This is a genomic window from Streptomyces ipomoeae 91-03 (assembly GCF_000317595.1).
GTDB lineage: Bacteria > Actinomycetota > Actinomycetes > Streptomycetales > Streptomycetaceae > Streptomyces > Streptomyces ipomoeae.
Genome location: NZ_AEJC01000530.1, coordinates 49,577 through 75,086, shown reverse-complemented (window position 1 = coordinate 75,086; position 25,510 = coordinate 49,577). Strand labels below are relative to the sequence as shown.

At 68.6% G+C, this 25,510-nt stretch carries 23 protein-coding genes and 2 pseudogenes; 12 read left to right on the top strand and 13 right to left on the bottom strand.

Annotation, left to right across the window (positions count from 1 at the left end):
* Positions 1–433 precede the first annotated feature (433 nt).
* Complete coding sequence (locus tag STRIP9103_RS34695; protein ID WP_009329248.1) at positions 434–1,549, bottom strand: FAD-dependent oxidoreductase; 1,116 nt, start codon at positions 1,547–1,549, stop codon at positions 434–436.
* Positions 1,550–1,620: 71 nt separating this feature from the next.
* On the opposite strand from STRIP9103_RS34695, the gene STRIP9103_RS34690 reads away from it, so the two are divergent.
* Both STRIP9103_RS34690 and STRIP9103_RS47495 read left to right on the top strand, forming a co-directional pair.
* Positions 1,621–2,301 (top strand): TetR/AcrR family transcriptional regulator, encoded by a 681-nt coding sequence (locus tag STRIP9103_RS34690; protein ID WP_009329288.1) that lies wholly within the window; start codon positions 1,621–1,623, stop codon positions 2,299–2,301.
* Positions 2,302–2,382: 81 nt separating this feature from the next.
* Positions 2,383–3,257, top strand: a protein-coding gene (locus STRIP9103_RS47495; protein ID WP_411572367.1) for an IS5 family transposase whose coding sequence is annotated in 2 segments (ribosomal slippage) — positions 2,383–2,772 and positions 2,775–3,257 — 873 coding nt in all. Because the reading frame shifts where the segments join, the coding sequence is not laid out codon by codon here.
* A gap of 81 nt (positions 3,258–3,338) precedes the next feature.
* On the opposite strand, the gene STRIP9103_RS34675 is transcribed toward STRIP9103_RS47495, so the two are convergent.
* Positions 3,339–4,109, bottom strand: a complete 771-nt coding sequence (locus STRIP9103_RS34675) for an IS5/IS1182 family transposase (protein WP_048820106.1) — start codon at positions 4,107–4,109, stop codon at positions 3,339–3,341.
* A 377-nt stretch (positions 4,110–4,486) separates the two neighbouring features.
* On the opposite strand from STRIP9103_RS34675, the gene STRIP9103_RS34670 reads away from it, so the two are divergent.
* Both STRIP9103_RS34670 and STRIP9103_RS52235 read left to right on the top strand, forming a co-directional pair.
* Positions 4,487–4,915 carry a VOC family protein gene (locus tag STRIP9103_RS34670; RefSeq protein ID WP_048821509.1) on the top strand — a complete coding sequence of 143 codons (429 nt, stop codon included), beginning with the start codon at positions 4,487–4,489 and terminating at the stop codon, positions 4,913–4,915.
* Positions 4,916–5,480: 565 nt separating this feature from the next.
* Positions 5,481–5,921 (top strand): annotated as a pseudogene (locus tag STRIP9103_RS52235) (DUF7586 domain-containing protein).
* A 55-nt stretch (positions 5,922–5,976) separates the two neighbouring features.
* Here STRIP9103_RS52235 and STRIP9103_RS34660 read toward each other — a convergent pair.
* Positions 5,977–6,429 carry a GNAT family N-acetyltransferase gene (locus STRIP9103_RS34660; protein WP_009329229.1) on the bottom strand — a complete coding sequence of 151 codons (453 nt, stop codon included), beginning with the start codon at positions 6,427–6,429 and terminating at the stop codon, positions 5,977–5,979.
* A gap of 204 nt (positions 6,430–6,633) precedes the next feature.
* Positions 6,634–7,500, bottom strand: a pseudogene (locus STRIP9103_RS34655) (GNAT family N-acetyltransferase).
* Between the two features lie 364 nt (positions 7,501–7,864).
* On the opposite strand from STRIP9103_RS34655, the gene STRIP9103_RS34650 reads away from it, so the two are divergent.
* Both STRIP9103_RS34650 and STRIP9103_RS34645 read left to right on the top strand, forming a co-directional pair.
* Entirely contained in the window at positions 7,865–9,241 is a 1,377-nt protein-coding gene (locus STRIP9103_RS34650) for an IS1380 family transposase (protein ID WP_009302281.1), read from the top strand.
* Between the two features lie 697 nt (positions 9,242–9,938).
* Entirely contained in the window at positions 9,939–11,420 is a 1,482-nt protein-coding gene (locus STRIP9103_RS34645; RefSeq protein WP_009329237.1) for a globin domain-containing protein, read from the top strand.
* 44 nt (positions 11,421–11,464) lie between these two features.
* Here STRIP9103_RS34645 and STRIP9103_RS34640 read toward each other — a convergent pair whose 3' ends face one another.
* From STRIP9103_RS34640 to STRIP9103_RS34620, 5 genes are all read right to left on the bottom strand, one after another.
* Positions 11,465–11,947, bottom strand: a complete 483-nt coding sequence (locus STRIP9103_RS34640; protein WP_048821508.1) for an NUDIX domain-containing protein — start codon at positions 11,945–11,947, stop codon at positions 11,465–11,467.
* 83 nt (positions 11,948–12,030) lie between these two features.
* Complete coding sequence (locus STRIP9103_RS34635; protein WP_009329264.1) at positions 12,031–12,936, bottom strand: LysR family transcriptional regulator; 906 nt, start codon at positions 12,934–12,936, stop codon at positions 12,031–12,033.
* 187 nt (positions 12,937–13,123) lie between these two features.
* On the bottom strand, positions 13,124–14,269 hold the full coding sequence (locus STRIP9103_RS34630; RefSeq protein ID WP_009329210.1) for a cystathionine gamma-lyase: 1,146 nt from the start codon (positions 14,267–14,269) through the stop codon (positions 13,124–13,126).
* Positions 14,266–14,757: a low molecular weight protein-tyrosine-phosphatase gene (locus STRIP9103_RS34625; protein ID WP_009329222.1), complete on the bottom strand. Its 492-nt coding sequence runs from the start codon at positions 14,755–14,757 to the stop codon at positions 14,266–14,268. Before STRIP9103_RS34625 ends, STRIP9103_RS34630 begins: the two co-directional genes overlap by 4 nt.
* A gap of 9 nt (positions 14,758–14,766) precedes the next feature.
* Positions 14,767–15,144 carry a phage holin family protein gene (locus STRIP9103_RS34620; RefSeq protein WP_048821507.1) on the bottom strand — a complete coding sequence of 126 codons (378 nt, stop codon included), beginning with the start codon at positions 15,142–15,144 and terminating at the stop codon, positions 14,767–14,769.
* A 57-nt stretch (positions 15,145–15,201) separates the two neighbouring features.
* Between STRIP9103_RS34620 and STRIP9103_RS34615 the strand changes: the two genes are divergently transcribed.
* From STRIP9103_RS34615 to STRIP9103_RS34600, 4 genes are all read left to right on the top strand, one after another.
* Positions 15,202–15,519 carry a cupin domain-containing protein gene (locus STRIP9103_RS34615; RefSeq protein ID WP_009329278.1) on the top strand — a complete coding sequence of 106 codons (318 nt, stop codon included), beginning with the start codon at positions 15,202–15,204 and terminating at the stop codon, positions 15,517–15,519.
* 164 nt (positions 15,520–15,683) lie between these two features.
* Entirely contained in the window at positions 15,684–15,896 is a 213-nt protein-coding gene (locus STRIP9103_RS34610; RefSeq protein ID WP_009329239.1) for a DUF5326 family protein, read from the top strand.
* 746 nt (positions 15,897–16,642) lie between these two features.
* Positions 16,643–17,377, top strand: a complete 735-nt coding sequence (locus STRIP9103_RS34605; RefSeq protein ID WP_374011110.1) for an IclR family transcriptional regulator — start codon at positions 16,643–16,645, stop codon at positions 17,375–17,377.
* Between the two features lie 98 nt (positions 17,378–17,475).
* Entirely contained in the window at positions 17,476–17,913 is a 438-nt protein-coding gene (locus tag STRIP9103_RS34600) for an SsgA family sporulation/cell division regulator (protein WP_009329250.1), read from the top strand.
* A gap of 39 nt (positions 17,914–17,952) precedes the next feature.
* On the opposite strand, the gene STRIP9103_RS34595 is transcribed toward STRIP9103_RS34600, so the two are convergent.
* Positions 17,953–19,206: a YibE/F family protein gene (locus STRIP9103_RS34595; protein ID WP_009329266.1), complete on the bottom strand. Its 1,254-nt coding sequence runs from the start codon at positions 19,204–19,206 to the stop codon at positions 17,953–17,955.
* Positions 19,207–19,221: 15 nt separating this feature from the next.
* On the opposite strand from STRIP9103_RS34595, the gene STRIP9103_RS52230 reads away from it, so the two are divergent.
* Both STRIP9103_RS52230 and thiC read left to right on the top strand, forming a co-directional pair.
* Entirely contained in the window at positions 19,222–19,485 is a 264-nt protein-coding gene (locus STRIP9103_RS52230; protein ID WP_234022378.1) for a hypothetical protein, read from the top strand.
* 166 nt (positions 19,486–19,651) lie between these two features.
* Entirely contained in the window at positions 19,652–21,478 is a 1,827-nt protein-coding gene (gene thiC, locus STRIP9103_RS34590; RefSeq protein WP_009329232.1) for a phosphomethylpyrimidine synthase ThiC, read from the top strand.
* 274 nt (positions 21,479–21,752) lie between these two features.
* Here thiC and STRIP9103_RS34585 read toward each other — a convergent pair whose 3' ends face one another.
* The 3 genes from STRIP9103_RS34585 to STRIP9103_RS34575 all read right to left on the bottom strand — a co-directional run bounded on the left by STRIP9103_RS34585 (position 21,753) and on the right by STRIP9103_RS34575 (position 25,211).
* Positions 21,753–22,625, bottom strand: a complete 873-nt coding sequence (locus tag STRIP9103_RS34585; RefSeq protein ID WP_009329220.1) for a hypothetical protein — start codon at positions 22,623–22,625, stop codon at positions 21,753–21,755.
* A 183-nt stretch (positions 22,626–22,808) separates the two neighbouring features.
* Positions 22,809–23,900 carry a metallophosphoesterase gene (locus STRIP9103_RS34580; RefSeq protein ID WP_258540087.1) on the bottom strand — a complete coding sequence of 364 codons (1,092 nt, stop codon included), beginning with the start codon at positions 23,898–23,900 and terminating at the stop codon, positions 22,809–22,811.
* A 198-nt stretch (positions 23,901–24,098) separates the two neighbouring features.
* Complete coding sequence (locus tag STRIP9103_RS34575) at positions 24,099–25,211, bottom strand: LacI family DNA-binding transcriptional regulator (protein WP_078614146.1); 1,113 nt, start codon at positions 25,209–25,211, stop codon at positions 24,099–24,101.
* Positions 25,212–25,510 lie beyond the last annotated feature (299 nt).

Genomic DNA, 25,510 nt, shown 5'->3' with positions numbered 1-25,510 from the left:
GACGGCCGGGCTTGTCGTACGGTTCCCATCGAGCTTTTGGAGTCGGCTGCTCCATGGCGGACTTTCCGCTGGTACAAGGGCCAGAAGCACCCCCGGCATCTACTGGTCTGCGACGGTGCGCGACCATGCGATCTACGAGTCGCGCCTGGAATTGGCGAGGCCGCTCTTCGCGGATTTCGATGCTGCCGTGCGGTCCATCGTGGCTCAGCCCTTCCTACTGAAAGCCGAAGTGGATGGGAGGCTCCGCAAGCACATCCCGGACTACCCGCTGGTCACGGAGCAGGGGCCGATGGTCGTGGATGTCAAGCCACTGCACCGGCTGTCTGGACCCGACGGGTGGTGGAGTCGCGGGGATGGCACGGTGAACCCCGGGAAGCGCGTACCGACTCCTACACGGAACCCGGCCCTGTGAACCTACAGACCTTGTAGGGGCTCAGATTCCGTCAGGTTGGAAGAATGCGAGCATTTTCTGGGCGGCGGCCGGCGACGTCAGCAATTCCTGGATGTCCGTGGACATCCGGGCGGCAGCGCTGGTGCGTTCGAACATCTCGCGTTCGTATTCTTTGACTGCGGCGGGAAAGTCGTCCGGGTGCGCGGCCAGCGCGAGGCCGAGCAGGGCGCCGTCGAGCAGCGCCATGTTGGCGCCCTCTCCCACCGGCGGCATCAGGTGCGCGGCATCGCCGAGCAGTGTGACGCCTGGCGTCGACGGCCAGGTCAGGCCGACCGGGAGAGCGGTGATCGACCGCGGCACGACCGTGTCGTCGCAGGCCGCGATCAGCGCGGTGAACCGTGAGTCCCAGCCGGGGAGCAGGTCGATCAGCCGCGCCCGGGCGGCGGCCGGGTCGTCGAACGGGATCCCGCTGGTAGCGAACCAGTCCTCGGCGGTGTTGTAGAAGCTGAGGCCGATGCGAACGCGGCCGTCGCCGTTGCGCTGCGCCGCCAGGGATATTCCGTTGCCGAGCACCCAGTAGTTGCCGCGCCCGACCATCGCCGCGAGGTCGGGGTGCGTGCGGTCGATGTCGGGAATGCCGACCTCAATAACGTTCTGGCCGATATGCGCCGGGCGGGCGTCGGTGAGCAGCGCGCGGACCCGGGACTGCGCGCCGTCCGCGCCGACCAGCAGGTCATACGTCGCACTGCTGCCGTCGGCGAAGTGCAGCAGGCCGTTGTCGGCGGATATGAACGCGTGCCCCCAGCGCACCACGTCTTCGGGGAGGGAATCCAACAGCAGGTTGCGCAGATCGGCGCGGTCGACCTCGGGTCGATCGAGCGGGGCGTCGTCGGGTGTGTCCTCCTGGAGCAGCAGGGTGCCATCCGGCTCGAGAAGACGCATGTCCTGGCCTTCACCACGGGCAATCGCGGAGAACTGGTCGATCAGACCGGCCTCGCGCAGCGCCCGCTGGCCGGAGTGGATGTCGAGCATGCCGCCCTGACCGCGCGCACCGCGCGACGATTCACGTTCATACACGACGGCGTCCATGCCGTTCACGTGCAGCACACGGGCGAGAGCCAGGCCGCCGAGGCCGGCTCCGACGATGGCGATGGTCATGGTTGCCGCTCCTCCGATACGCCGTACTGACCGATACACTGTATCGCCTGATGCGATGTATCGTTAGCGGCATGTTGGTGTGGGAAAGGCCAGAGCCACCGAACCGACCCGTGCCGGCCCCGCTGAACCGAGAGCGGATCGTGCGAGCGGCGATGCAGTTGGCCGACGCGGACGGCCTGGAGGCGGTGTCGCTGCGCAAAGTCGCCACCGCGCTGGGCGTCGGGCCGATGCGGCTGTACGGCTACATCGCCGGCAAGGAGGAGTTGCTCGACCTGATGGTCGACGCGGCCTATGCCGAGATCCGGCCGGTCGGAGACGGCTGGCGGGAGGTTCTGCGGTCTCTTGCCGAAACCACCCGGCAGGCCGCTCACGAGCACGAATGGCTCGCCGATCTGCTCGGTGGACGACCGCAGCTCGGGCCGCATGCGCTGGCCAGGGGGGAGGCCGTCGTGTCCGCGCTGGACGGCGTTGACGTGGATGACATCATGCCGGTGGTGACCGCGGTCGACGCGTATGTGATCGGCGCGGTGCGTCGGGAGATCGCCGAGCGGCGTGCCGAGCGGGCCACCGGGATGGACGAGAAGCGTTGGCAGGCCTCACTCGGGCCCTATCTGGAGCGGACCTTCGCCACCGGCCGATTCCCCGCGCTGGCCACGGTGGTGCGCGATGCCGCTCACCTGGACGCCGACCACACCTTCCGGATCGGTCTCGACTTCCTGCTCGACGGCATCGAAGCCCGCATCTCAAGGTGACGCGCGGCCGAAGGACCGGTATCGGTACCGCCCCTAGGGTGCGTTTCATATGTGGATCTTGATGTGTCAAGATCCCACTTCGTGGGGCGGCATGATCTGACGAATACACAGTGGGCGAAGCTGGAGCCCCTGCTCCCGGTCGGCAAGAAGCCTGGACGGCCACCGGTGCACACCAAGCGGCAACTGATAGACGGCATACGGTGGCGCACCCGCGCCGGTGCTTCCTGGCGGGACGTGCCCGAGCGCTATGGCCCGTGGGAGACGGTCTACGGCCTGTTCCGCCGCTGGCAGCGGGACGGCACCTGGCACCGCATCTTCGAACAGCTGCAGGCCCAGGCCGACGCCGAGGGACTGATCACCTGGGACGTCTCGGTGGACTCGACCATCGCCCGCGCCCACCAGCATGCGGCCGGCGCCCGCAAAAAGGGGATCTGCAGATCGAGCCGCCAGGCGGTGTGTTCATCGAGCCCGACGACCACGGGCTCGGACGCTCCCGGGGCGGGCTGACAACCAAGCTCCACCTGGCGGTCGAGCAGGCCCAGAAACCGATGTCGCTGGTCATCACGGCAGGACAGCGCGGTGATTCCCCGCAGTTCCAGGTGGTCTTGGGCCGCATCCGGGTGCCCCGGCTCGGGTCGGGCCGCCCGCGCACCCGGCCGGACAAGGTGCGTGCCGACAAGGCGTACGGCTCCCGCGCGAACCGTGCCTACCTGCGCAAGCGCGGTATCCGCTGCACGATCCCGGAGAAGCGCGACCAGATCGCCAACCGCAAGAACCGCGGCTCCCACGGCGGCCGGCCACCTAAGTTCGACAAGGCCGACTACAAGGAGCGCCACGCGGTCGAGTGCGGAATCAATCGCCTCAAGCGGCACCGCGCTGTCGCCACGAGATACGACAAGTTGGCAGTTCGCTACGAGGCGACCGTGCTGGTCGCAGCCATCAACGAGTGGCTGTGACCAGCACTTTCAAAACGCACCCTAAAGGGTGTTGCAGAAGGTTCTCCTCGGGCAGGTCGAAGTGGTGCTTGACCTGGTGTTTCACCCGGCGAGGGCGAGGTTGTGCATGGTGGCGACGGCCTGGACGGCGTGGTGAAGGCCGTCGCCTTTCTGACGGCAGTCGCGGAGGATCTTCCAGTTCTTCATGCGGGCGAAGGTGTGCTCGACGCGGGCCCTGACGCGTCGGTGTTCGGCGTTGTCCTCCTGCTGCCCGCGCAGCAGGGGGCGTCCGGCTCTTCTGCGGTGCGGGACGATGAGGCCGGTGCCGAGGTAGGCGCCGTCCGCGAGCACCGTGGTTCCGGTCGCCACGGCCGGCAGGTCGGACTCCCGCCAGACGTGAGCGTCGGCCTTGTTGCCCGGGGCCGGCCGGGCCGAGGCGATGACCAGGCGGGTGTCGGCATCAATGATGACCTGCACGTTCGCCGAGAACCGGTAGTTGCGGCTCGAGGCACCCACGCTGCGGTCGCGGACCGGGATCAGGGTGCCGTCCACGATCCACAGCCGGTCCGCCTCGGCGACCGGCCGTGGGGCGGGCTCCAGCGCGAGCAGCGGTCGCAGGCGCTGGATGACCCGGCAGACAGTCGCCGGGGAGATGCCGAAGAGCGGGGCGAGCTGCCGCATGGTGAGGTTGGTGCGGTAGTAGACGGCCACCAGCAGGACCCGGTCCGCCAGCGGCAGGCACCACGGACGGCCTCCACCGGGCCCGTCACCGCCCTGCTCCCGCACCACCTTCACCAGCTTCACGAACCGATCCATCCGCAAGCCCGTGAACGTCTCCACCCACACCGACTCAGCCCGCAACACCCCACCCATACAGGCAAAATGCCCTGAACCGAGCCTTCTGCAACACCCTTTAGCACCAGGTCGGCGCTGACGCGTTGAGATGACGCAACCTCACCAAGGCGCGCCGAAATTGAAGAAGTGTCACGGAACTGAGATTCAAGCCGCATTACATCCCGTGAGACAGCCCGGGGATCCGCTGGTCAAGCGCCGGCCAGGCCGACGGCGAGCAGCTTGCCGAAGGGGGCGCGGGCGGCGAGGGCGGTACGAGTGCCGCGCTCCACGATCAGCCCGTAGAGCGGCAGGATCGCCACGACGCGCTGAGATCAACATGTCACGCGAGACCTGGACCTGCGCAGCGATGACACCCCTGGGGCTCGGTGAACAGCACGCGCCAATATGGTGGCCCCATGACGTCGATCAAGAAGTTCCAAGTCACCTTCGACTGCGCAGAACCTGAGCGCCTCGCTCGTTTCTGGTGCGAGGTGTTGGGGTACGTCATACCGCCGCCACCGGAGGGGTTTGCCACTTGGGACGATTTCAAGCGCTCGCTGCCGCCTGAGCAGCAGGACTCATGGTTCGCCTGCGTGGATCCCTCAGGTGTGGGCCCGCGACTGTTCTTCCAGCGCGTTCCCGAAGGGAAGGCCGCCAAGAATCGGCTGCATCTTGACGTGCGGGTCGGCACCGGACTCGTGGGTGAAGAGCGCCTCGCCGCGCTTGAGGCCGAGTGCGCACGACTGGTCCCGCTCGGCGCGGTACACGTGCGAACGCTGTATGACGGAAATGATGCGTGCATCCCGATGCTGGACATCGAGGGCAACGAGTTCTGCCTCGACTGAGGGGCCGCGAAAGAGTCCTCGCTCTGTCCCATGGGCCAAGACGATGAACAGCCCGACCTGTCAGGGCGCTGTGGCGTAAACCGCCGGATAGGCGCTCGTGACGGGCGAGTCGTCCGGCAGTCCAACCCGGCCAAGGACGCCGTCTCACTGTCGCCCGAAGCGCACTCATCGGCGAAGCCGTAGTCGCAGCGATCCACGCGGCGACAGAACTAAGCGCCACAGACGCCTCCGGGCCCGTGCGCCGAGGAAAATGACACGCACCATGGGAATCCGGCACCGGCACGATGGTGGAACGGTGCGCAAAGCCGCAGGTCACAAGAGCTGACCGTAAATCCGGTAATGGGCCTACGGCAGGTTGCGCCGAGTCGCGCCGGCCTGAGGGAGTGCGCTCGACGTGCGGTGCCGGGCAGGACGGACTGGGCGCATGACAGAACCTCTGGAAGAGCTGCTTCCCGCCACCCGCCGGGCCCTGCTGCACCGTATCGCCGTGGCCCAGGCCGAGGGACGGGCGCCGTAGCTGGTCGCCGCAGTCCGGGCGGGGGAGGCCACCATCGCTGAACTGCTCGTGCATACGCGCGGACTGGCGGCCGAGTCGCCGTCGCCCTGGTGGGAGCACCCGCCCGGTTCCTTGCGCCCCGAAGTCGACCACTCGGTCCTGGAGTTGGTGGGTCCTTGGTACTGGGGGACGCACAGCTTCGTGCTGCGACTTGTGGTCGGTGGGGGAGTCTTGCTGGAGCCGCTGTCCGCCACCCTGCGCAGCGCTCGTTTCCGGCTCAACGCGACGTAAGTGGACGGGCTCAACGGGTACTTCGTCGGAGAGGTTCTGAGGGGCGTACGAAGGCCTGACAGGTCTGTGAGCCATCTGGACCTCGGCTCTTTCGTGTTCACGCGTCAGCCGTACGAGGAGGGGGCTCCGGTGCCGGGTGGAGTGGATCGCGAAGGGTGGCGGGTGATACCGGGGACGCCAATCAGTGATGGCGGGGCCGTCTTGCGTTGTTTCACGTGAAACATCCCGCCCCTGTTCTCGCGAAGCAGGACCTCGTACGCCTCTCGGAGGCGCCTCAGAGCGGCAGTTTGAAGCCTACGTGGGTGGCCTCGAATCCCAGCCGTTCATAGAAGCGGTGGGCGTCGGTGCGCGAGGCATCGGACGTCAGCTGCACCAACTGGCATCCCCGGGTGCGCGATTCGGCGATCGCCCACTCGATGAGTTGTGTGCCGAGGCCGCTCCCGCGCTCGGCGGCGTGCACCCGTACACCCTCGATGATCGAGCGGGTGGAGCCACGTCGGGAGAGGCCCGCGATGATCGTCAGCTGGAGTGTGCCGACGACACGGCCCCCGCGGACGGCGACCATCAGATGCTGGTTGGGGTCGCCGCTCAGCCGCTCCAGAGCCGCGAGGTACGGGGTCAGATCGTCCGGTGACTCACGCTGGGCGCCCAGTGGATCGTCCGCGAGCATCGCGACTATCTCAGGGATGTCGTCCTTGGTCGCTGCGCGGACTTCAAGATCTCCCATGCCCGCACCCTACGCGGTACGTTCAGTGACTCCCCGACAAGGACTGAGGGACCAGTTCGGGTTCTTCTCGGGCTCGTCAAGCGCCTCGCGCAGTGCGGTGACATCCATGGCGTCCGCAGTCGAGTACCGGAGGGCCATACACCGTTGACCGTGGGCGGCGGGCTGCCGCTGCTCGACTCGGGGCTTCATGACGCCACCCGGTGATCAGCCCGCTGCCACGGTCAGCGGGGCGTACCGGCGGGTCCAGTCGCCCGGCAGCTCGGAGATGCCGTAGGTCATCACCGCGTTGAAGGCGACAGACTTCAGGCCACGCTCCTTCACCCACGCCAGCAGCTCCTCATGGCGTACGTCGATGTCGGTGCGCAACGGGCGGTCGGTGTGGGCGGCCAGGGAGGCGATGAGTGCCTTCGCGGTCTGGGTGTCACGGGCGATCAGCGGGCCGACGACATGGTTGTCCATGTTGGGCCAGGCAGCCGCGTACCCGATGATCCGGTCGTTCTCCTCGGCGACGCGCAGCTGATCGGCGAAGGCGGGGAGCCGGGTGAGGATGTGGGTGCGGTCCGTGCCGAAGACCTCCTCGTCGAGTCTGAGGATCGCGGTGAGGTCCTCGGCCGTTGCCGGGCGGGTGGAGACCGCGGGGTCGGGGCCGCCGACTGTGAAGTGTCCCCGGACCATCTCCGCCCGTCCGGTGACCTTGAACCCCAACTCCTCATAAAGCGGTAGCCCGTACGGCGTCGCATGCAAGGTCAGAGGCGTCGGGCCCATCTCGGTGACGACATGGCGCATCAGACGGCGGCCGATGCCCCGCCGGGCGTGCCGCTCGGCGACCAGCACCATGCCGATCGCCCCCAGCTCCGGACACCTCGCCGGGCCGTACTCGGTGACCACGCAGGCGGTGACGAGGCCACCCTTCGGATCGTCGATGCCGTACCCCGTCCCGGCCGCGAGAAGCAGCCCCCACTTGTGCTCCTCGCGAGGCTAGCCCCGGTCCTCGGACAAGTCGGCGCAGGCGATGAGATCGCGAGGCGTCAGACGACGGATGGGCAGAGGGGCGGAGGAAGACGTTGGCACGCGGGTCAGGCTGTACGACCCAGGCCCCTGACGTCCACCGGTTTGCGGTCAGACATACGGGCTTTTGGCCATCTCGTGCACAACCGCACAGCGCGCGGGCAGATGTTTCACGTGAAACAGCGGTGTCCGGCCACACGCGCGCAACCGCGGAGCGGGGCGGGAGCCTCGGCCCTCCGTGAGCCGAACGCTCGGTACTGTGCCGGACTCGACCTCGATACGGTGCCGGGACGGGCGGCCGTTAACCTCGCGCTTTCACGAGGTGGGCTGTCCAAGAGTTGATCAGAAACACGGAAAGTGCCCTTGACCTGCAACGATAGGACTTGCTGAGGGTCCTGTTGGCTGCAAGGAAAAGAGCACTTTCCAGGTGAGAGAGCCTATCTCGTCGTACCCACGTGTCCGTGTCCAGGGAGACGGTCGGCAGGTGGTCTCGCAGGCCGGTGCGGTCCTGCTGATGGAGACGGTCCGCAAGACGGGCCTTGACCAGGCGATATCCGCAGCTCTGGCTCCGTGGCGGAAGCCGCGGGCCGTCCACGATCCCGGCAAGATCCTCCTGGACGTCGCCATGGCGGTCGCACTGGGCGGGGACTGCCTCGCGGACGTCGCCATGCTGCGGTGTGAGCCGGCCGTCTTCGGCCCGGTCGCCTCCGACCCGACCGTCTCCCGCCTGATCGACACCCTCGCCGCATCCGGCGAGAAAGCCCTGCAGGCCGTCCGGTCCGCACGCTCCGAAGTCCGTCATCGTGCCTGGTCGTTGGCCGGCAAAAACGCCCCGGACGCCGACGGTCAGGTCACCGTCGACCTCGATGGCGTCCTCGTGATCGCCCACTCCGACAAGCAGGACGCGGCCGCGACCTGGAAGAAGACCTACGGCCATCACCCGCTGACGGCCTTCGTCGACCACGGACCGGGCGGAACCGGAGAGCCCGTCGCCACCCTCCTCAGACCGGGAAACGCGGGCTCCAACACCGCCGCCGACCACATCACCACCGCCCAACTCGCCCTGGCCCAACTGCCCAAGCGCTACCGGCGCGGGCGGCAGACGCTGATCCGCACGGACTCCGCCGGCGGCACCCACGACTTCGTGTCCTGGCTCGCGAAGCGGGGCCGATGGCTGTCCTACTCGGTCGGCATGACGGTCACCGAAGCGATCCACGAACACGTACTGAAGGTCCCCGCCTCGGCCTGGACCCCGGCCGTCGAGGCCGACGGTGAGGCCCGGGACGGGGCCTGGGTCGCCGAGCTCACCGGCAAGCTCCTTAACGGCTGGCCCAAGGGCATGCGGCTCATCGTCCGCAAGGAAAGGCCCCATCCCGGCGCCCAGTTGAGGATCACGGACGCGGACGGCATGCGGATCACGTGCTTCGCGACCAACACCACCGGCCGGCCGATCGCCGAGCTCGAACTCCGTCACCGGCTCCGGGCACGGGCCGAGGACCGGATCCGGGCTGCCCGGGCCACCGGCCTGCGCAACCTGCCCCTGCACGACACCGCCCAGAACCGGGTCTGGATGGAGATCGTCCAGATCGCGCTCGACCTGCTGGCCTGGATGCCCATGCTCGCCCTGACCGGCCGGGCGAGGCTCTGGGAACCGCGTCGCTTGCGGTTCCGCCTGTTTTCCGCAGCCGGCCAGCTCGTCACCACCAGTCGGCGCAGGATTCTCCGCCTCGCCCGGCACTGGCCCTGGACCGGCGAGATCACCGCCGCCCTTGAACGGCTCGCGCTCCTGCCCGACCCCGGCTGACCAGCAACCCACCGTCCCTGCGACAGCATCACCCGCCCCGGGCAGTGGAACCCGGCGCCCACCCGACGCGACAGCCGGGCCACCGGCCTGCCCGGCATCAGCTCCGGAAAGCAAAAGGGTCCACCGACTCCGTCGGCGGACCCTCAAGAAAGATCGAGGTTAATGGCGATCATCTGGTGCTGCGCCTTCCGGGCGGCATCCGGTGAAGCTCGCCATGCGCTCCTATGCGGGGCAGGATCTATGTAATGCCTATGAAATCGCGCGACGCGCCCGGTAATTGAAGGAATCACTGATTCGCCCCCGTTGAATTCCCGGTAGGCCAAGGCGGGGCTTGTGTATGGCGAGCCTGCCGGTAGGGTCGAGTCCGGTTCGTGTCCGAAGCGAGATGCAGTCGTCTCATCGCGTGGGTGCGAACGCAGTCCAATGCAGCCTAACCGGACAGGGAGATCGAAGACCTGCGTTCACCGCTATGAGGCGAGGGGGTTCGTGTGCTGTGCAACGCTGCGGCGTGAGTGCTGCGGCTCACGTCACACTCCCGCCTACTAGTCCGTACGGAGTGGGAATTCGGGTTGAATGTGGCCGCATTGGTCGACGAGGAACGAACGGGGAAAGCAAGGCCGTCTGCGGGGGAAAGCAAGCGACTTCCAGTTGGGGAAGCGCGCAGATCGACCGAAAGATGCTCGAGGCGAGGCACACCATGGACGCTCCGACGACCACGTCGGCCGGCAACGGTACTTCGGGGGACAGCGACGGAGGCGGCTGGTTCACACCGCGCACGCAGCCGCAACCGCCCGGCGGGGCAGAGGAGCCCGAAGGCAACCGGCTTGCCGCGTTGCGGCCCATGGGCAGGCCTCAGGAGCCGCTGAGCGGGCCGCAGCAGGACCGTGACGACGTTCCCGGGGAGCGAATACCCGCGCCCGAGGAACCCCCTCCCAGCGCCCTGCCGCACCCCCGGCAGGGCCCGACCGGGGACGAGTACGGCACCGAGCACTCAGCACATGGCTCCGAGCGCTCCCTCTTCGAGGGCCGGGTACCCGTCCAGCAGGAGCCGCGCGCCCCCGAGCCCTCCCCCGACGCGGTTCTCATCCGGCGCACCATGGCCGAGGTCGGACCTGTCGCCGACAAGGTCACCTCGTACTTCTACGCGCTGCTCTTCGTTCAGCACCCCGAACTGCGCTCCCTCTTCCCCCCGGCGATGGACGCCCAGCGGGACCGTCTGCTCAAGGCGCTCCTGACCGCCGCCGAGCACATCGACAACACCCCCGTACTCGTCGACTACCTGCAGAACCTCGGCCGCGGCCACCGAAAGTACGGCACCCGGGCCGAGCACTACCCGGCCGTCGGGGAGTGCCTGATCGGCGCGCTGAGCCGGTATACCCCTGAGAGCTGGAACGACGAAACCGAGGCGGCCTGGGTCCGGGCGTACACGACGATCTCCCAGGTGATGATCGACGCGGCGGCTGCCGACGAGCTGCACTCGCCGCCGTGGTGGATGGCGGAGGTCGTCTCACACGAGATGAGGACCTCGGACATAGCGGTCATCACCGTCCGCCCGAACCAGCCGTATCCCTTCCTCGCCGGGCAGTACACCAGCCTGGAGACCCCCTGGTGGCCGCGGATCTGGCGGCACTACTCGTTCGCCTCGGCACCCCGCTCGGACGGACTGCTGTCGTTCCATGTGAAGGCGATCTCCGCAGGCTGGGTCTCCAACTCGCTCGTGCACCGGGCCCGGCCCGGCGACGTTCTGCGACTGGGCCCGCCGGCCGGTGCGATGACCGTGGACCACGCAAGCGACAGCGGACTGCTCTGCCTGGGCGGCGGCACCGGTATAGCGCCCATCAAGGCCATGGTCGAGGACGTCGCCGAACGCGGGCGGCCCCGTCCCGTCGAGGTCTTCTACGGCGCCCGCACCAGCCAGGACCTGTACGACATCGACACGCTACTGCGCCTGCGGCAGAGCAACCCCTGGTTGGAGATCCGTCCGGTGGTGGACAAGCACGGGCTGCTCCGGCTGCCCGACGCCATACGCGAGTACGGGCCGTGGAACGAGTACGACGCGTACCTCTCGGGCCCGCCCGGCATGATCCGCAGTGGTGTCGACGCGCTCCGGGGCGCCGGAGTCCCCTCGGAGCGCATACGGCACGACTCGGTGGAGGAACTGGTGGCGGCCGGCAACTGACGAGAGGGCCGCGCGGGGAATCGACGGCAGCCGCCGGTGAAGCTTCAGCCCAGGTCGGGCGCGTGCATTGCCCGTACGCCCTCGATGTTGCCGTCGAGGTAGTGCCGCAGGGACAGCGGCACGAGGTGTACGGAGGCGATGCCGACCCGGGTGAAGGGCACACGCACGATCTCGTACTCGCCCTGGGGCTCGTCCACCTCGGGGCCGTGCCGCTTGGACGTGTCCATGGACTCCAGGCGGCAGACGAAGAAATGCTGGACCTTCACGCCGGTGGCGCCGCCGTCCTCGCCGATGTGCTCGACGGTGTCCACGAAGCAGGGCACCACATCGGTGATCTTGGCGCCGAGTTCCTCGTGTACCTCGCGGTGGAGCGCGTCGACGACAGTCGCGTCATCCGGCTCGACGCCGCCACCCGGGGTGAGCCAGTAGGGATCGACGCCCGGCTTGGTCCGCTTGATCAGGATCAGGTCGTCGCCGTCGAGCAGGATGGCGCGGGCGGTGCGCTTGACCACGGGTCGGACGGTCATGGGAGAAATAGTGGCCCGACATGTTCCACGTGAAACATCGCCCCGTCACGGAAATGCGGTGCGCCGGAGAGGCCCGGTTCGACTCAGGACCAGTGGACGGCCGTCTGCAGCAGCCACGCGTGTGCCCGCGCGATGTGTGGCATGGCCAGGGTGCCGGTACGGACGACCAGGAAATACGTCCGCAGTGGTGGCACCGCAGGGTCGAGGAGCGCCACGACATCACCGCGTTCCAGTGCGGAGGCGCACAGATAGCGGGGCAGTACTGCGAGGCCCGCTCCTGAGATCACGCAGGCGAGGACCGCCCGCAGGTCCGGGACGACGACGGTGCCGGAGGCGGTGGGACGGGAGTCGAAGACCGAGGCCCAGTAGCGTGTGACGAACGGCAGCGACTCGTGGACCTCGACCACCGGGACGTTCTCCAGCGTGTGCGCCGCCTTGCGGCGCAGTTTGCCGGGGCCGATGCGTTCGGCCCAGCGCGGGGCGGCGACCAGGACATGCTCCTCGTCGCAGAGCGGGGTCGTGGTGAGCAGGGCGCCGCGCGGCTGGGCGGTGGTGATGGCCAGGTCGTGGTGGCCGGCTGCGAGGCCCTCCAGTGTCTCGTCGGCGTTCCCGAAGGAGACCCGCAATGTGAAGCCCTGCCCGTCGTCTCCGGTCAGCTCGGTGAGGGCGGGCAGGGCTCGTTCGGCGGTGAACTCCGGTGGGCCGGCGAGATGGAGGGTCCGTAAGGAGGAGTCGTCGTCGAGGCCGGACTCGGCGATCTCCACCAGCGCGTCGAGATGTGGCGCCGCCTTGTGGGCGAGCTCGTCGCCGATGGTCGTCGGGCTCACTCCCCGGGCCTGGCGGAGGAAGAGAGGGCGGCCCAGTTGTCGTTCGAGAGTGCGAATCTGTGAGGTGACGGCCGGCTGCGAGAGACCGAGCAGGGCGGCGGCGCGGGTGAAGGAACCGGCCCGGTGCACGGTCACGAACGTACGCAGTAAGGCCAGATCCATGGCTGCCCCTCCCTTCGCCCCCGGAGCGCCCAACTATAAATAAGTCGATAGGTTCCTGTCGCTACTGTGATTGGACACTGACAGAGAGTCAACTAGCCTTGTTCGCGCGGTTCTTCGCGCGCGGAACCGAGGACGGTCCGAGCCACGAGGGGGGAGGCTCGGACCGTCCGTTGTGCGTAGGGAAGTACTAGTCGGTAGCCACAGCGAGCGCACGCAGCACGTCCGCCACCAGATCGTCGGTGTCCTCCACGCCGGCCGAGAAACGGATGAAGCCCTCCGGAACCGCGTCGCCACCCCACCGTCCGCGGCGCTCGGCGGTGGACCGCACTCCGCCGAAGCTCGTGGCGTCGTCCACCAGGCGGAGCGCGTCGAGGAAACGTTCGGCACGCGCGCGCGTGGGCAACGAGAACGACACCACACACCCGTAGCGCCGCATCTGCTGTGCGGCGATCTTGTGCGAGGGGTCGTCGGGCAGCCCCGGGTAGCGCAGTCCGGTCACCTCGGTCCGTTCCTTGAGGGCCTCGGCGACGGCCAGGGCGTTTGCGCTCTGCCGGTCGGCGCGCAGTTGGAGAGTGGCGAGCGAGCGGTGCGCGAGCCAGGTCTCCATCGGGCCCGGAATCGCCCCGACGATCTTGCGCCAGCGCCGTACGGCCGCCATCGCCGAGGCGTCGCGTCCGACGACGTACCCGAGCAGGATGTCCCCGTGCCCGGTCAGCTGCTTGGTTCCGCTGGCCACCGCGAAGTCGGCGCCTAGTGTCAGCGGTCGCTGCCCGAGCGGCGTCGCCAGGGTGTTGTCGACGGCGACGAGACATCCACGCGCGCGTGCCGCCTCGCAGAGCCGCCGGACGTCGCATACGTCGAGTCCAGGGTTGGAGGGCGTCTCCAGCCACAGCAGCTTGGCGCCGTCGAGCATGTCGAACTGGGCGTCGCCGGCCGTCGGGGCGCTGCGCACCTCGATGCCGTACGACCGCAGCTGCTCACCTGCCAGGGACAGCACGTTGTAGCCGTCGCCGGGCAGGACGACGATGTCGCCGGTGCGCAGCTGCGAGAAGAGGACGGCCGAGATGGCGGCCATTCCGGAGGCGAAGGCGACCGTTTCTACTTCATCCTGTCCGGGCGCCTCCAATTCGCCGATGGCGCGCTCCAGGAGGGTCCAGGTGGGGTTCTGGTCGCGTCCGTAGGCGTACGGGCCCGTGGGGTCACCGGGCAGGTGGTAGTGGGCCGCGAAGACCGGCCCGGGGAGGGTCGGCTCGTACTTGACGGGCTCGGGCAGGCCGGCCCGCACCGCGCGCGTGCCGTCGCCGGGATTCGAAACGGCGTTCTCCGCGTTCACTGCGTCCGCCCTTCCACCTGCTCGCGTACGGCGGTGAGCAGGCCGGGACTCGCCGCCTCCACCAGCTCCAGGCACTCCTCGAAGCCATCCATGCCCCCGTAGTACGGGTCCGGAACGTCGAGGTCGTCGCCCGCGGCGGGGTCGTAGGAGCGCAGCAGCCTGATCTTCTCCGCGTCCGCCGTGGTGGGTGCGAGACGGCGCAGGGCCTTGACATGGCCGGCGTCGAGGGCGATCACGAGGTCGAGGCGGGAGAACCACGAGGCCTGGAACTGGCGGGCGGCGTGGACGCTGCCGTACCCGTTCGCCTCCAGGACGGAGACGGTGCGCGGATCGGCGGGGTCGCCCTCGTGCCAGCCGCCCGTGCCCGCGCTGTCGACCTCGACCAGGCCGTCCAGCCCGGCCTCCTCTATTCGGGCGCGGAAGACGGACTCGGCCATCGGGGAGCGGCAGATGTTGCCGGTGCAGACGAAACAGACGCGGTAGGTCATCGCGAAGCCTCAGTCCCCGTCGGGGAGGACGAGGTGCAGGGCCCAGGAGACGATCGAGATGATCAGGCCGCCCAGGACGGCGGTCCAGAAGCCCTCCACGTGGAAGCTCAGGTCGAGCTTGTCGGCCAGCCACGAGGTGAGCAGCAGCATCAGGGCGTTCACCACCAGCGTGAACAGGCCGAGCGTCAGGATGAACAGCGGGAGGGTGAGCAGCTTGACGAGCGGCTTGACCACGGCGTTCACGAGGCCGAAGACGAGCGCCACCAGCAGCAGCGTGCCGACCTTCTTGCCGGTGCTGTCCCCGGTCAGTGTGATCTTGTCGACCAGCCACACCGCGACCGCCAGGGCGCCCGCGTTGGCGATCGTCTTGACTAGGAAATTCATCATGTGTCTGATCGTGGCAGAAGAGATCGGTACGAGCACCGGGCAGGGGCGACGAAGTCGATGAAGGCATTCCGGCTGGATGAACTGGAGGCGGAACGCGCCGCCAATGACGGCGCCTACCTGCAGTTCCTGCGTGAGCGGAATATGTCGGTCGGTCTCTACGCGCTCGACGCCGGCGAGCTCGACCCGCAGAAGCCGCACGCCCAGGACGAGGTGTACCTCGTCGTCAGCGGTCGCGCCTCGCTCACGGTCGGCCTGGAGACCACTCAGGTGGCGCGGGGAAGCGTCGTGTACGTGCCTGCCGGGGTCGCCCACAAGTTCCACCACATCACCGAGGACCTGCGGGTCGTGGTGGTGTTCTCTCCACCGGAGGGCTGACGTCCGCTTCAGGGCTCCCTAGGGGAACGATCAGGGATGGACAAGGGGCGCGAACCCACCGGACGGCCCCTTCGTGCCCCTAGCATCGATGGCAGGACAGCAGAAGGCCCGGAAGCGGTGCCCCGGACGAGGGGGCCACGGGTGGAGACGCAAGGAGCAGGGCGATGCGGGAGATCTTCGCGGGGATGCCGTGGTGGGTGAAGTGGATCGCTGTACCGGTCATCGTCCTCGTCGTGTTCGGCGGACTGATAGTCAGCGTCGTTCAGGTCGTGGTCAGTCTGCTCTTCAAGGTGCTGGTCTTCGTGGCGCTCGTCGGCGGACTGATCTACGTCGTGAGGAAGTTCACCTCCAGCTCGTCGTCACGCGATGACTGGTGAGGCGTCAGCAGGGCGCAAGAGCTGAGGCGTGAGTGAGTGAGGCCGGTCAGGGCATGGCGGTAACAGGAACGTGAGGTTCCCTCGCCAGAGGGAAGTTTCCCGGCGGGGCGGTCTGCGAGTGGTGGCGGGCGGCTAGAGTCCCGGGAACTCGTCGCGGGCTCGACCCCGCGGGCGGCGCATCTCCTCCCGTGTCTCCCGCACGGGCGGCCCTCCTCGCGCTTCGGAAGTGACCCTTGGCCACGGCTGACACCGCACCTGCAGAACCGCTCCTCCCCACCCCCCAGCCGCGCTCCCGATCGACACAGAGCGCCGTCCCTCCCCCACAACCCGGCCCTCGGACGCCTCCGGTGGTCGGCGCCCCCGAGCAGCCCCGCAACGGGCCCGGCCAGGCCCGGGTTTCGCCCCGGCAGCCGCGCACCCCGTCCGGTGAGACCCACGCCCCGCCCCCACAACCGCGCGCGGCACCCTCGAAGGCCCCGGCTCCCCCCGCCCAGCCGCGCACATCACCGGGTGAGGAGACCGGTCGGCCCACGGAGTCCCCCACACCTCCGGTGGTGGGCCCCGCGCGGCCCGCACCGCCTTCCACGGCCATTGCGACGAGTCGAGTCCGGTCCACGCCGCCTCCCACGGCTCCCGCAGCCGACCCCGCCCAACCCACGCCGGCATACCCGCACGGGTCCGGGAGAAGAGCGCGCGTCCCGGCCCCAGCGGCCTCGGACGTCGCCCCCGAACCCTCCGGCACCCTGATCGGCTCCGTACAACGCGCGATGCGGCTGCTGGAGGCCGTCGCCGAGCGGGAACACGGGGCGCCCGCCAAACAACTGGCGCGGGACGCCGGGCTGGCGCTGCCCACGGCGTACCACCTGCTGCGCACCCTGGTGCACGAGGGCTATCTCCGCAGAGAGAAGGGGCTCTTCTTCCTCGGCGGGGCGGCAGAGCGGCTGGGGAGCAGCGGAGCGCAGCAGAAACGTCGCAGCACGGTGAGCGAGACACTGGCGCACTGGTGCGACCAGATCGGCGTACCCGTCTACTACGCGGTCTACCGTGACGGCGAGATCGACGTCATGTGCGTCGCCGACAGTCCGAGCACCCCGGCCGTCGAGGAGTGGGCCGACTTCCGAGAGACCGGGCATGCCCACGCCGTCGGGCAGTGTCTGCTGTCCCAGCTCGGTGACGAGGCCCGCCGCGACCATCTGGCCCGCTACCCGGTGCAGTCGATCACCCCGTACACCGTGCGCGACAACGAGACCCTGCTGCGGCGCCTGGACCGGATCGGGCGGATGGAACCGGTCGTCGAGCGACAGGAGTACGCCCTCGGGACGGTCTGCGCCGCGATCCCGATCACCGTCGGGACGACCGCGGGGACCCTGGCCATCTCACTGCCCGCACGCCAGGCCGACCGGCTGCTGCCCGCAGCACATCAGTTGCAGACGGAGATCGGAAAGCTACTAGGGACACTCGCGATCTCTATCAGCATCTGAAAAATCACTCCTTGTGATCTCCCGTGTACTTTCAGCAAACTTCCAGCAGTGTCAGGCGGATGATTCCTGGCTACTCGACCAACATGGCGGGGTAAGCGATGCGCGAGTCGGTACAGGCAGAGGTCATGATGAGCTTCCTCGTGTCGGAGGAGCTCTCCTTCCGCATCCCGGTGGAGCTGCGTTACGAGACCTGTGATCCCTATGCCGTGCGGCTGACGTTCCACCTGCCCGGGGACGCTCCCGTGACCTGGGCCTTCGGGCGGGAGCTGCTCATCGACGGCGTGGGCCGGCCGTGCGGGGACGGGGACGTGCACATCACGCCCGCCGATCCGGAGACGTTCGGCGAGGTCCTGATCCGCCTTCAGGTGGGCACCGACCAGGCGCTGTTCCGGGTCGGCACGGCGCCGCTCGTGGCCTTTCTGGACCGTACGGACAAGCTCGTGCCTCTCGGGCAGGAGCGTTCCCTCGCCGACTTCGACACCCTGCTCGACGAGGCGCTGGACCGCATCCTGGCTGAGGAGCAGAGCGCGGGCTGAGCTGTCGCCTTCCGTACGCCGTCGGGGTGACGTAACGCTTCAGCGCTTGCGGCGGCGGCCCCTGCCCGCGCGCGCCGGAGCGGGTGCGGACGTGGCCGCCGTCTCGCCCGGGCGATCGGCCGAGACGACCAGGGCGGCCAGCGCGGTGGTCACCGGCACCGAGGCGACCAGGCCGATCGAACCGACGAGCGTACGCACGATCTCCTCGGCCACCAGTTCGCTGTTGGCGACCGTACCGATGCTGCTCTGCGCGATCGAGAAGAGCAGCAGCAGTGGCAGCGCGGCACCCGCGTAGGCGAGGACGAGGGTGTTGACCACCGACGCGATGTGGTCCCGGCCGATCCGGATGCCTGCCCGGTACAGACCGCGCCAGCCCATCGACGGATTGGCCTCGTGCAGCTCCCAGACGGCCGACGTCTGGGTGACCGTCACGTCGTCGAGCACACCGAGGGAGCCGATGATGACGCCCGCGAGCAGCAGACCGCTCATGTCGATGTCCGGGTACAGACCGTGGATCAGACCCGTGTTGTCGTCCGTGTTGCCGGTCAGTGCGGCCCAACCGATGAACATCGAGCCCAGCACGCCGATCAACAGCAGCGAGATCAGGGTGCCGAGTACGGCGACCGATGTGCGAGCCGAGAGGCCGTGGCACATGTAGAGCGCGATCAGCATGATGGCGCTCGCCCCGACCACCGCCACCACCAGCGGGTTCGAGCCCTGCAGGATGGCCGGCAGGATGAAGAAGGTCAGCACCAGGAAGCTGACCGCCAGTGCGATCAGTGCCATGACACCGCGCAGTCGGCCCACCACCACGACGGCGAGCGCGAAGATCCCGGCGAGCAGCGCCATCGGGAACTTTCGGTTCACATCGGTGACCGAGTACTGCAGATCCTTGGGCGCGGCGGGTTCGTACGCGACCACGACCTCCTGGCCCTGCTTCAACTGCCGTGACTGGTCCGGTTGAACGATCTCCGTGAACGTACGGCCCTTGTCCTTGCCGGTGTCGACCCGGATCGTCGCCTTCTTGCAGGTGCCGTTCGCCTGTTGCTGGGCGGACGAGCCCTCGGCGGTGGATGTGTCGCCGGTCGGGGGGACGCCCGAGGCATTCACCGAGGAGCAGTCGACCTCCTCGACCTTGGTGACCGTGGCCGACTGCGTCTGCCGGTCGAAGCCCACACCGGTGCGCTCGTGCGGCGGGGCACCGCCGGGCCAGAGCACGACGAGGCCCACGAGGACCGCGGTCGCGAAGGGGATCAGTACCGCTGCGATGACCTTGCGCAGGTGCTGTGACACGGGAGCGGCGGGGCCGTGACTGTGGGAGTGGCCGTGGCCGCCGCCGGAGTTCGAGCCGTGGCCATGCCCGTCACCGGATCCGTGGCCGCCGCGGGAGCCATGGACATGGCCGCCGTCCGGGCCATGGCCATGGCCACCGTCGGTGCTGTGCCCATGGCCGGGCCCCGGGCCAGGGCCTCGGGGCGGCTCGGGGGGTGGAGGAGGGGGCTGCTGCATCGTGGTCACCGACCGATCATCGCAAGAACAAGCGGTGCCCACTGTTCACCGCGCCACATCTGACGCTAGCGTGGAGCCACCTTTGCACACGCGGGAGCTCGGAGCACCGGGCTGAGAGGGCGCTGACCTCCGCAAACGCGATGTTTCACGTGGAACATCCGCGGGCGGAAATCGCTGCGTCGACCGCTGAACCTGTTACCGGGTAATGCCGGCGTAGGGAGTAGGTCTCATGACCATCGAGGACACACGCACGCCTGCCTCCCACCAGACGGACGGGGCATTTGCCTCGTCCGGTGGTGAAAACAACCAGGGCGACAAGCTCCAGGAGGTCGGTAAGTCCATCGGCTGGCACAAGGCGTACATCGAGGGCTCGCGCCCCGATCTGCGCGTGCCGGTCCGCCAGGTGCACCTCACCAACGGGCAGTCGGTCACCCTGTACGACACCTCCGGCCCGTACACCGATCCGAACGTCGAGACCGATGTCAGGAGGGGGCTCCTCCCTCTCCGGGAGAACTGGATCATCGCTCGCGGCGACACCGAGGAGTACGCGGGCCGTCCCGTCCGGCCCGAGGACGACGGGATCAAGCACACCTCGCCGCGCGGGGGACTGCGCAACCTCGACGCGGTGTTCCCCGGTCGGCCGCGCCAGCCTCGAAGGGGCCGTGACGGCCGGGCGGTGACCCAGCTCGCGTATGCGCGACGCGGGGAGATCACCCCCGAGATGGAGTTCGTGGCCGTCCGGGAGAACGTCTCGCCGGAGGTCGTCCGGGAGGAGATCGCGGCGGGCAGGGCCGTACTGCCCGCGAACGTGAACCACCCGGAGATCGAGCCGATGATCATCGGCAAGCGGTTCCTGGTGAAGGTCAACGCCAACATCGGCAACTCCGCGGTCACCTCCTCCATCGAGGAGGAGGTCGAGAAGATGACCTGGGCGACCCGCTGGGGTGCCGACACGGTCATGGACCTGTCCACCGGGCGCAACATCCACACGACCCGCGAGTGGGTGCTGCGCAACTCCCCCGTCCCCATCGGCACGGTGCCGCTGTACCAGGCGCTGGAGAAGGTCGACGGCAGGGCCGAGGAGCTGACCTGGGAGATCTACAAGGACACGGTCATCGAGCAGGCAGAGCAGGGCGTGGACTACATGACGGTCCACGCAGGCGTGCGCCTGGCGTACGTGCCGTTGACCGCGAACCGCAAGACCGGCATCGTCTCCCGCGGCGGTTCGATCATGGCGGCCTGGTGCCTGGCGCACCACAAGGAGTCGTTCCTCTACGAGAACTTCGAGGAACTCTGCGAGATCCTCGCCGCATACGACGTCACGTACTCGCTGGGCGACGGCCTGCGGCCCGGCTCCATCGCGGACGCCAACGACGAGGCGCAGTTCGCGGAATTGCGCACGCTCGGGGAACTCAACCGGATCGCGAAGCGTTTCAACGTACAGACCATGATCGAGGGCCCGGGACATGTCCCGATGCACAAGATCAAGGAGAACATCGACCTTCAGCAGGAGATCTGCGATGAAGCTCCGTTCTATACGCTCGGCCCGCTGACCACCGACGTCGCGCCGGCGTACGACCACATCACCTCAGGCATAGGTGCCGCGATGATCGCGTGGTGGGGCACGGCCATGCTCTGCTACGTCACGCCCAAGGAGCACTTGGGACTGCCCAATCGTGACGACGTCAAGACGGGCGTCATCACATACAAGATCGCGGCCCATGCGGCGGACATCGCCAAGGGACACCCGGGCGCACAGGAGTGGGACGACGCGTTGTCGGACGCCCGCTTCGAGTTCCGCTGGGAGGATCAGTTCAACCTGGCCCTCGACCCCGACACGGCCCGCGACTTCCACGACGAGACCCTTCCGGCGGAGCCGGCCAAGACGGCTCACTTCTGCTCCATGTGCGGTCCCAAGTTCTGCTCGATGAAGATCTCTCAGGACATCCGCCGCGAACACGGCGGCTCCCGGGAGGAGATCGAGGCGGGTATGGCCCAGAAGTCCAAGGAGTTCGCGGAGGCGGGGAACCGGGTCTATCTGCCGCTCGCGGACTGAGGTCCATGGGCGGACAGGCGGTACACGGGTCGTCGCGGATCCGTCGCGGCCGTTGACTGCTCACGCGCGGCGGTGCTCTCCCGGGTGTGTGCTCGGGGAGCCCGCCGCTGCTCGGCAGCGTCATGGTCTGTCGGCGTCCCATGTGTGCGCGGAGCGGACAGGACGGAGTGTGAGCGCGCCGGTCGGCAGACCGAGCGTCGTGCCGGGCGGACCACGTCGCGTCGGGCGGCTGCCGGGCCCGGCAGGTTCCGGGTGGCTGCTCGGTCCCGAGGCGTCATTCCGGCCGGTGTTCCGGGCCGCCGAAGTCGGGGCTCGTGAAGTCCGGGCTGGTGAAGCTGGGACGGGCGCCGGCGCCGCCGCTGTCCGGGCTGCTGAAGCTCGGTCGGTTGTAGCCGAGATGCGGCATACGGCTGGGTGGAGTCGGGCGGGTCGGCTCGCTCAGCACCGCCGGGCCCGGGTTGGCCAGGGCGTCCCGCAGGAAGGGCAGGATGCCGCGCTCCAGGAGGGCATCGCGCCAGGCCTCCTTGGCCCGGGCCACCTCCTCGGTCAACTCGCCACGTGCTCCGTCGTCCACGGCGGTGGCGCCGTTGCGCAGGGCGGTGAGCAACAGGCCGACCGCGGCGACCAGGATCGCAGCCGCCGTGACCGCGCCGAACACCCATCCTGTGGTGAGGAGGGTCTGGGCTATCGCACGATCGGGGTCGATCACCCTCATCACATAGCCGACGAGGAGGAAGAGACCTGCGGCGGTGCCCGCCAGGACGGGGGCGAGTACCGCGGCGACGGCGCCGACACCGGCTCCGGCCGCCTCGCCGACCTCGCCCATGGCGGCGGCGAGTCCCGCCGCGGTCCCGTCGGGCTCGGCGGAGCCGGACGCAGTGCCCTCGCGGGTGGGGAGAGCGGACGCCGGCGGGTTGCGCAGTTCGTCGCGGACCTTGACGTAGTACTCGTATTCGGCCGCGGCGGACGCCGTGATGATCGCCGTGGCGTTGAGGGCCATGGTGCGCAGCTGTTCGGGGTTGAGCCGCTGCAGGCCAGCGGCGAATTCCGGGCGGTGTGGTGCGGAGCGCAGCGCCTCGCCGAGGATCCGCTCGTACTCTTGGCGGTCCTCACTGAGCAGGTGCTGCGGAACGCTGTTCATGTGCATCCCCCGATGCTCCGTAGGGCTTGTGGCTCGGCATGCTGACGAGCCGTCGGGCAGAAACGGAGGGGAGCCTGCTACGGATAAGCCGATGGTAGAGCGGTGACGGCGGGCGGTGACAGGGGGTTTGAAGAAATTGGCCCCTGGCCAGCGAAGTCTTCCGCCGGTGGACGCCTGCGTGTTGACGGCTCAGCTGTTGAGCGGAAGTTGCTGGACCAGCAGTTTCCCGGCCATGGTCACTCCGCCGTCCATGGCGACGGCCAGACCGTCCGCATAGATGTACGGTCCGTCGACGGAGGGGCCCGCGCCGTCCTCGCTGTCCTCCGAGCCGACCTCGCCCAGGAGGTAGGGGATGGGGCTGTGGCCGTGGACGATGCAGGTGCCGCCATAGGTGTCCAGCAGGGAGCGCACGGCGTCGGCGCCGCCCTCGTCGCGGAAGGAGAAGCGGCGGGTGAACTTGCGGAAGAGGTCCCAGACCTCGTCCGGGTCGTTACGGGTGATCGTTTCGCGGACGGTGTCGTTGACCGCCTCGATGGAGTCGCCGTAGTCGCGGTAGGCGGTGGTGTCGGAGTGCACCAGGAGGTGGCCGTCGACCTCCTCCATGGCGTCGAGGCGGGCCATCCACTGCAGATGGTGATCCTGGAGGCGGTCCATGTCGGTCTTCTGGCCGCCGTTGAGCAGCCAGGCGGCCTGGAAGGTGGCGGTGCCCGCGCCCGAGTTGACGGGGGTGTCGCCGAACCGCTTGGCACCGAGCAGCAGCAGTTCGTGGTTGCCCATGAGGGCCTTGCAGTAGCCGCCGGCCGCTGCGGCCTCGGCGGACAGCCGCATCACGAGGTCGATGACGCCGATGCCGTCCGGTCCGCGGTCGGTGAAGTCACCGAGGAACCACAGCCGGGCGGTGCCCGCGGACCAGTTGCCCGCCGCGTCGATGAGGCCCTTCTCCTGGAGCGCGGCGACGAGCTCGTCCAGGTAGCCGTGGACGTCGCCGACGACGAACAGCGGGCCGGGCCCGGGGGCGGACCGGTCGGCCGCCGCGGCCTCGGGGTCGATCGTGACCTGAAGTGTGTCACCCCGGTTGATCACGGGCAGGTCCCTCTGGGTGGGGGTGTACCCCTCGGGGTAACCCTCCGGCTCGTCGGCGGGCCGGGCGTCGCCGGGGTGGCTGGCGTGTCCGTACGGACCGGCTTCGTGGACGTACGCGGGCACGCGGAAATCACGCACCGTCGGCGTCCGCACCTCGGGTCCCTGACCGGCCCCCTGAGTCATCGACCCCTCCACCACCATCGCGCCGCATCTGCACCGCATCGGACTGCCTGGTCGCAGCGGCCCGCGGTGTCGTCCGCCCATCATAGGAATGCGGATCGCGCCATGTGATGACCCAGGGGTGGTGAAATGGCGCAGGCTCCCAGTTCACCGCGGTTTTCTCCCGAATTGGGCGGGGCTTTCCCGCCCTCTTCCGGTCGGATCCTCGTTGCGGCGTCAACCCTCTTCGGGTGATCGTGGCGGGCTGACCGTCGTGCGCGGCGGACGTCGCTCGGACGAGGTGCGCACGATCAGCTCCGTCGGTATCACCTGCTCGACCGGTTGGTCCGATTCGACCCCCTCGATGGCGTCGATGAGGAGCTGGACCACCGCCGTGCCGATCCGGCGCGGCTTCAGCGAGAGCGTGGTGATGGGCGGCTCGGTCGTCGCGTACACGGTGGACTCGCTGCAGCAGACCAGCAGCAGGTCGTCCGGGACGCGCAGGCCGTACCGGCGAGCCGCGGCCAGCAGGTCGGTGCCGTTCGGGTCGAAGAGTCCGTAGACCGCGTCGGGGCGGTCGGGCCGGGCCAGCAGCCGGTCGGCGGCGACGGCTCCCGCGCACGGATCATGCGCCGGATAGGCCTCGTACACCGGATCCTGGCCCACGCGCTCGCACCAGCGCAGGTATGCGGTGGTGGAGAGATGGGTGTACGTGTCCGTCGTCGTGCCCGTGAGGAGTCCGATCCGGCGGGCGCCCGCGTCGGCCAGGTGGTCGAGGATGTCGAGGACGGCGGCCTCGTGGTCGTTGTCGACCCATGCCGTGACTGGGAGCGAGCCGGCCGGGCGGCCGTCGGAGACCACCGGTAATCCCTGGCGGACCAGCTCGCTGACCACCGGGTCCTGGTCGGAGGGGTCGATGACCACGGTGCCGTCCAGGGCGACGTTCGACCACACGTCGTGGCGCGAGGTCGCGGGAAGGATCACCAGGGCGTAGCCCCGGGCGAGCGCTGCCGAGGTGGCGGCCCGCGCCATTTCCGCGAAGTACGCGAACTCGGTGAAGGTGAAAGGTTCATCCCCGTACGTGGTCACGGTCAGGCCGATGAGGCCGGACTTGCCCGTTCTGAGGGTTCGGGCCGCCGCCGAGGGGCGGTAGCCAAGTCGGTCGGCGACCTCGCGTACATGGCGTCGGGTGGCGTCCGGGAGCCGGCCCTTGCCGTTGAGGGCGTCGGAAACGGTCGTGATGGAGACCCCGGCGGCGGCGGCCACGTCTCGAATGCCCGCCCGGCCCGACCGGCTGCCTCGGCGGGGAGTTTCCGCCCGGCTCACCTGGTGCTTCCCTGCTGCTGTCATGGCGAGCCGATAGTAGGGCTCATGCGGTGGGGTAGTGCGGACGCATATGCACTCGTTGACAGGTACGTTTCTGCAAGGTCAGCGAGGGTCAAATTCCTTTAAATGCAAGGGAGTTGCCCGATCCAATGTCAGTACGTGACTCGTCGACGCGTATGGGCCTGCCAAGTAGTTCATGTTTCGAAGAGGTCTCAACTCACCTGCATGGGTGATGCGCGCCACGGCGTGAGCCACCGGCGCGTGTGCTCATGAGCGGCGCGCCCCCTGATTCGTACACCTTCGTGTGCTGATGCCCATGAGGC

What these genes read in the sequence shown, in the direction of transcription:
- STRIP9103_RS34635 (WP_009329264.1), bottom strand. Translation starts at nt 12,936, where the DNA reads ATGGATCTGGCCTTACTGCGTACGTTCGTGACCGTGCACCGGGCCGGT.
- STRIP9103_RS34620 (WP_048821507.1), bottom strand. Translation starts at nt 15,144, where the DNA reads ATGATGAATTTCCTAGTCAAGACGATCGCCAACGCGGGCGCCCTGGCG.
- STRIP9103_RS34610 (WP_009329239.1), top strand. Translation starts at nt 15,684, where the DNA reads ATGCGGGAGATCTTCGCGGGGATGCCGTGGTGGGTGAAGTGGATCGCT.
- STRIP9103_RS34640 (WP_048821508.1), bottom strand. Translation starts at nt 11,947, where the DNA reads ATGACCGTCCGACCCGTGGTCAAGCGCACCGCCCGCGCCATCCTGCTC.
- STRIP9103_RS34615 (WP_009329278.1), top strand. Translation starts at nt 15,202, where the DNA reads ATGAAGGCATTCCGGCTGGATGAACTGGAGGCGGAACGCGCCGCCAAT.
- STRIP9103_RS34690 (WP_009329288.1), top strand. Translation starts at nt 1,621, where the DNA reads ATGTTGGTGTGGGAAAGGCCAGAGCCACCGAACCGACCCGTGCCGGCC.
- STRIP9103_RS34675 (WP_048820106.1), bottom strand. Translation starts at nt 4,109, where the DNA reads ATGGGTGGGGTGTTGCGGGCTGAGTCGGTGTGGGTGGAGACGTTCACG.
- STRIP9103_RS34670 (WP_048821509.1), top strand. Translation starts at nt 4,487, where the DNA reads ATGACGTCGATCAAGAAGTTCCAAGTCACCTTCGACTGCGCAGAACCT.
- STRIP9103_RS34660 (WP_009329229.1), bottom strand. Translation starts at nt 6,429, where the DNA reads ATGGGAGATCTTGAAGTCCGCGCAGCGACCAAGGACGACATCCCTGAG.
- STRIP9103_RS34585 (WP_009329220.1), bottom strand. Translation starts at nt 22,625, where the DNA reads ATGCACATGAACAGCGTTCCGCAGCACCTGCTCAGTGAGGACCGCCAA.
- STRIP9103_RS34575 (WP_078614146.1), bottom strand. Translation starts at nt 25,211, where the DNA reads ATGACAGCAGCAGGGAAGCACCAGGTGAGCCGGGCGGAAACTCCCCGC.
- STRIP9103_RS34645 (WP_009329237.1), top strand. Translation starts at nt 9,939, where the DNA reads ATGGACGCTCCGACGACCACGTCGGCCGGCAACGGTACTTCGGGGGAC.
- STRIP9103_RS34625 (WP_009329222.1), bottom strand. Translation starts at nt 14,757, where the DNA reads ATGACCTACCGCGTCTGTTTCGTCTGCACCGGCAACATCTGCCGCTCC.
- STRIP9103_RS34600 (WP_009329250.1), top strand. Translation starts at nt 17,476, where the DNA reads ATGCGCGAGTCGGTACAGGCAGAGGTCATGATGAGCTTCCTCGTGTCG.
- thiC (WP_009329232.1), top strand. Translation starts at nt 19,652, where the DNA reads ATGACCATCGAGGACACACGCACGCCTGCCTCCCACCAGACGGACGGG.
- STRIP9103_RS34695 (WP_009329248.1), bottom strand. Translation starts at nt 1,549, where the DNA reads ATGACCATCGCCATCGTCGGAGCCGGCCTCGGCGGCCTGGCTCTCGCC.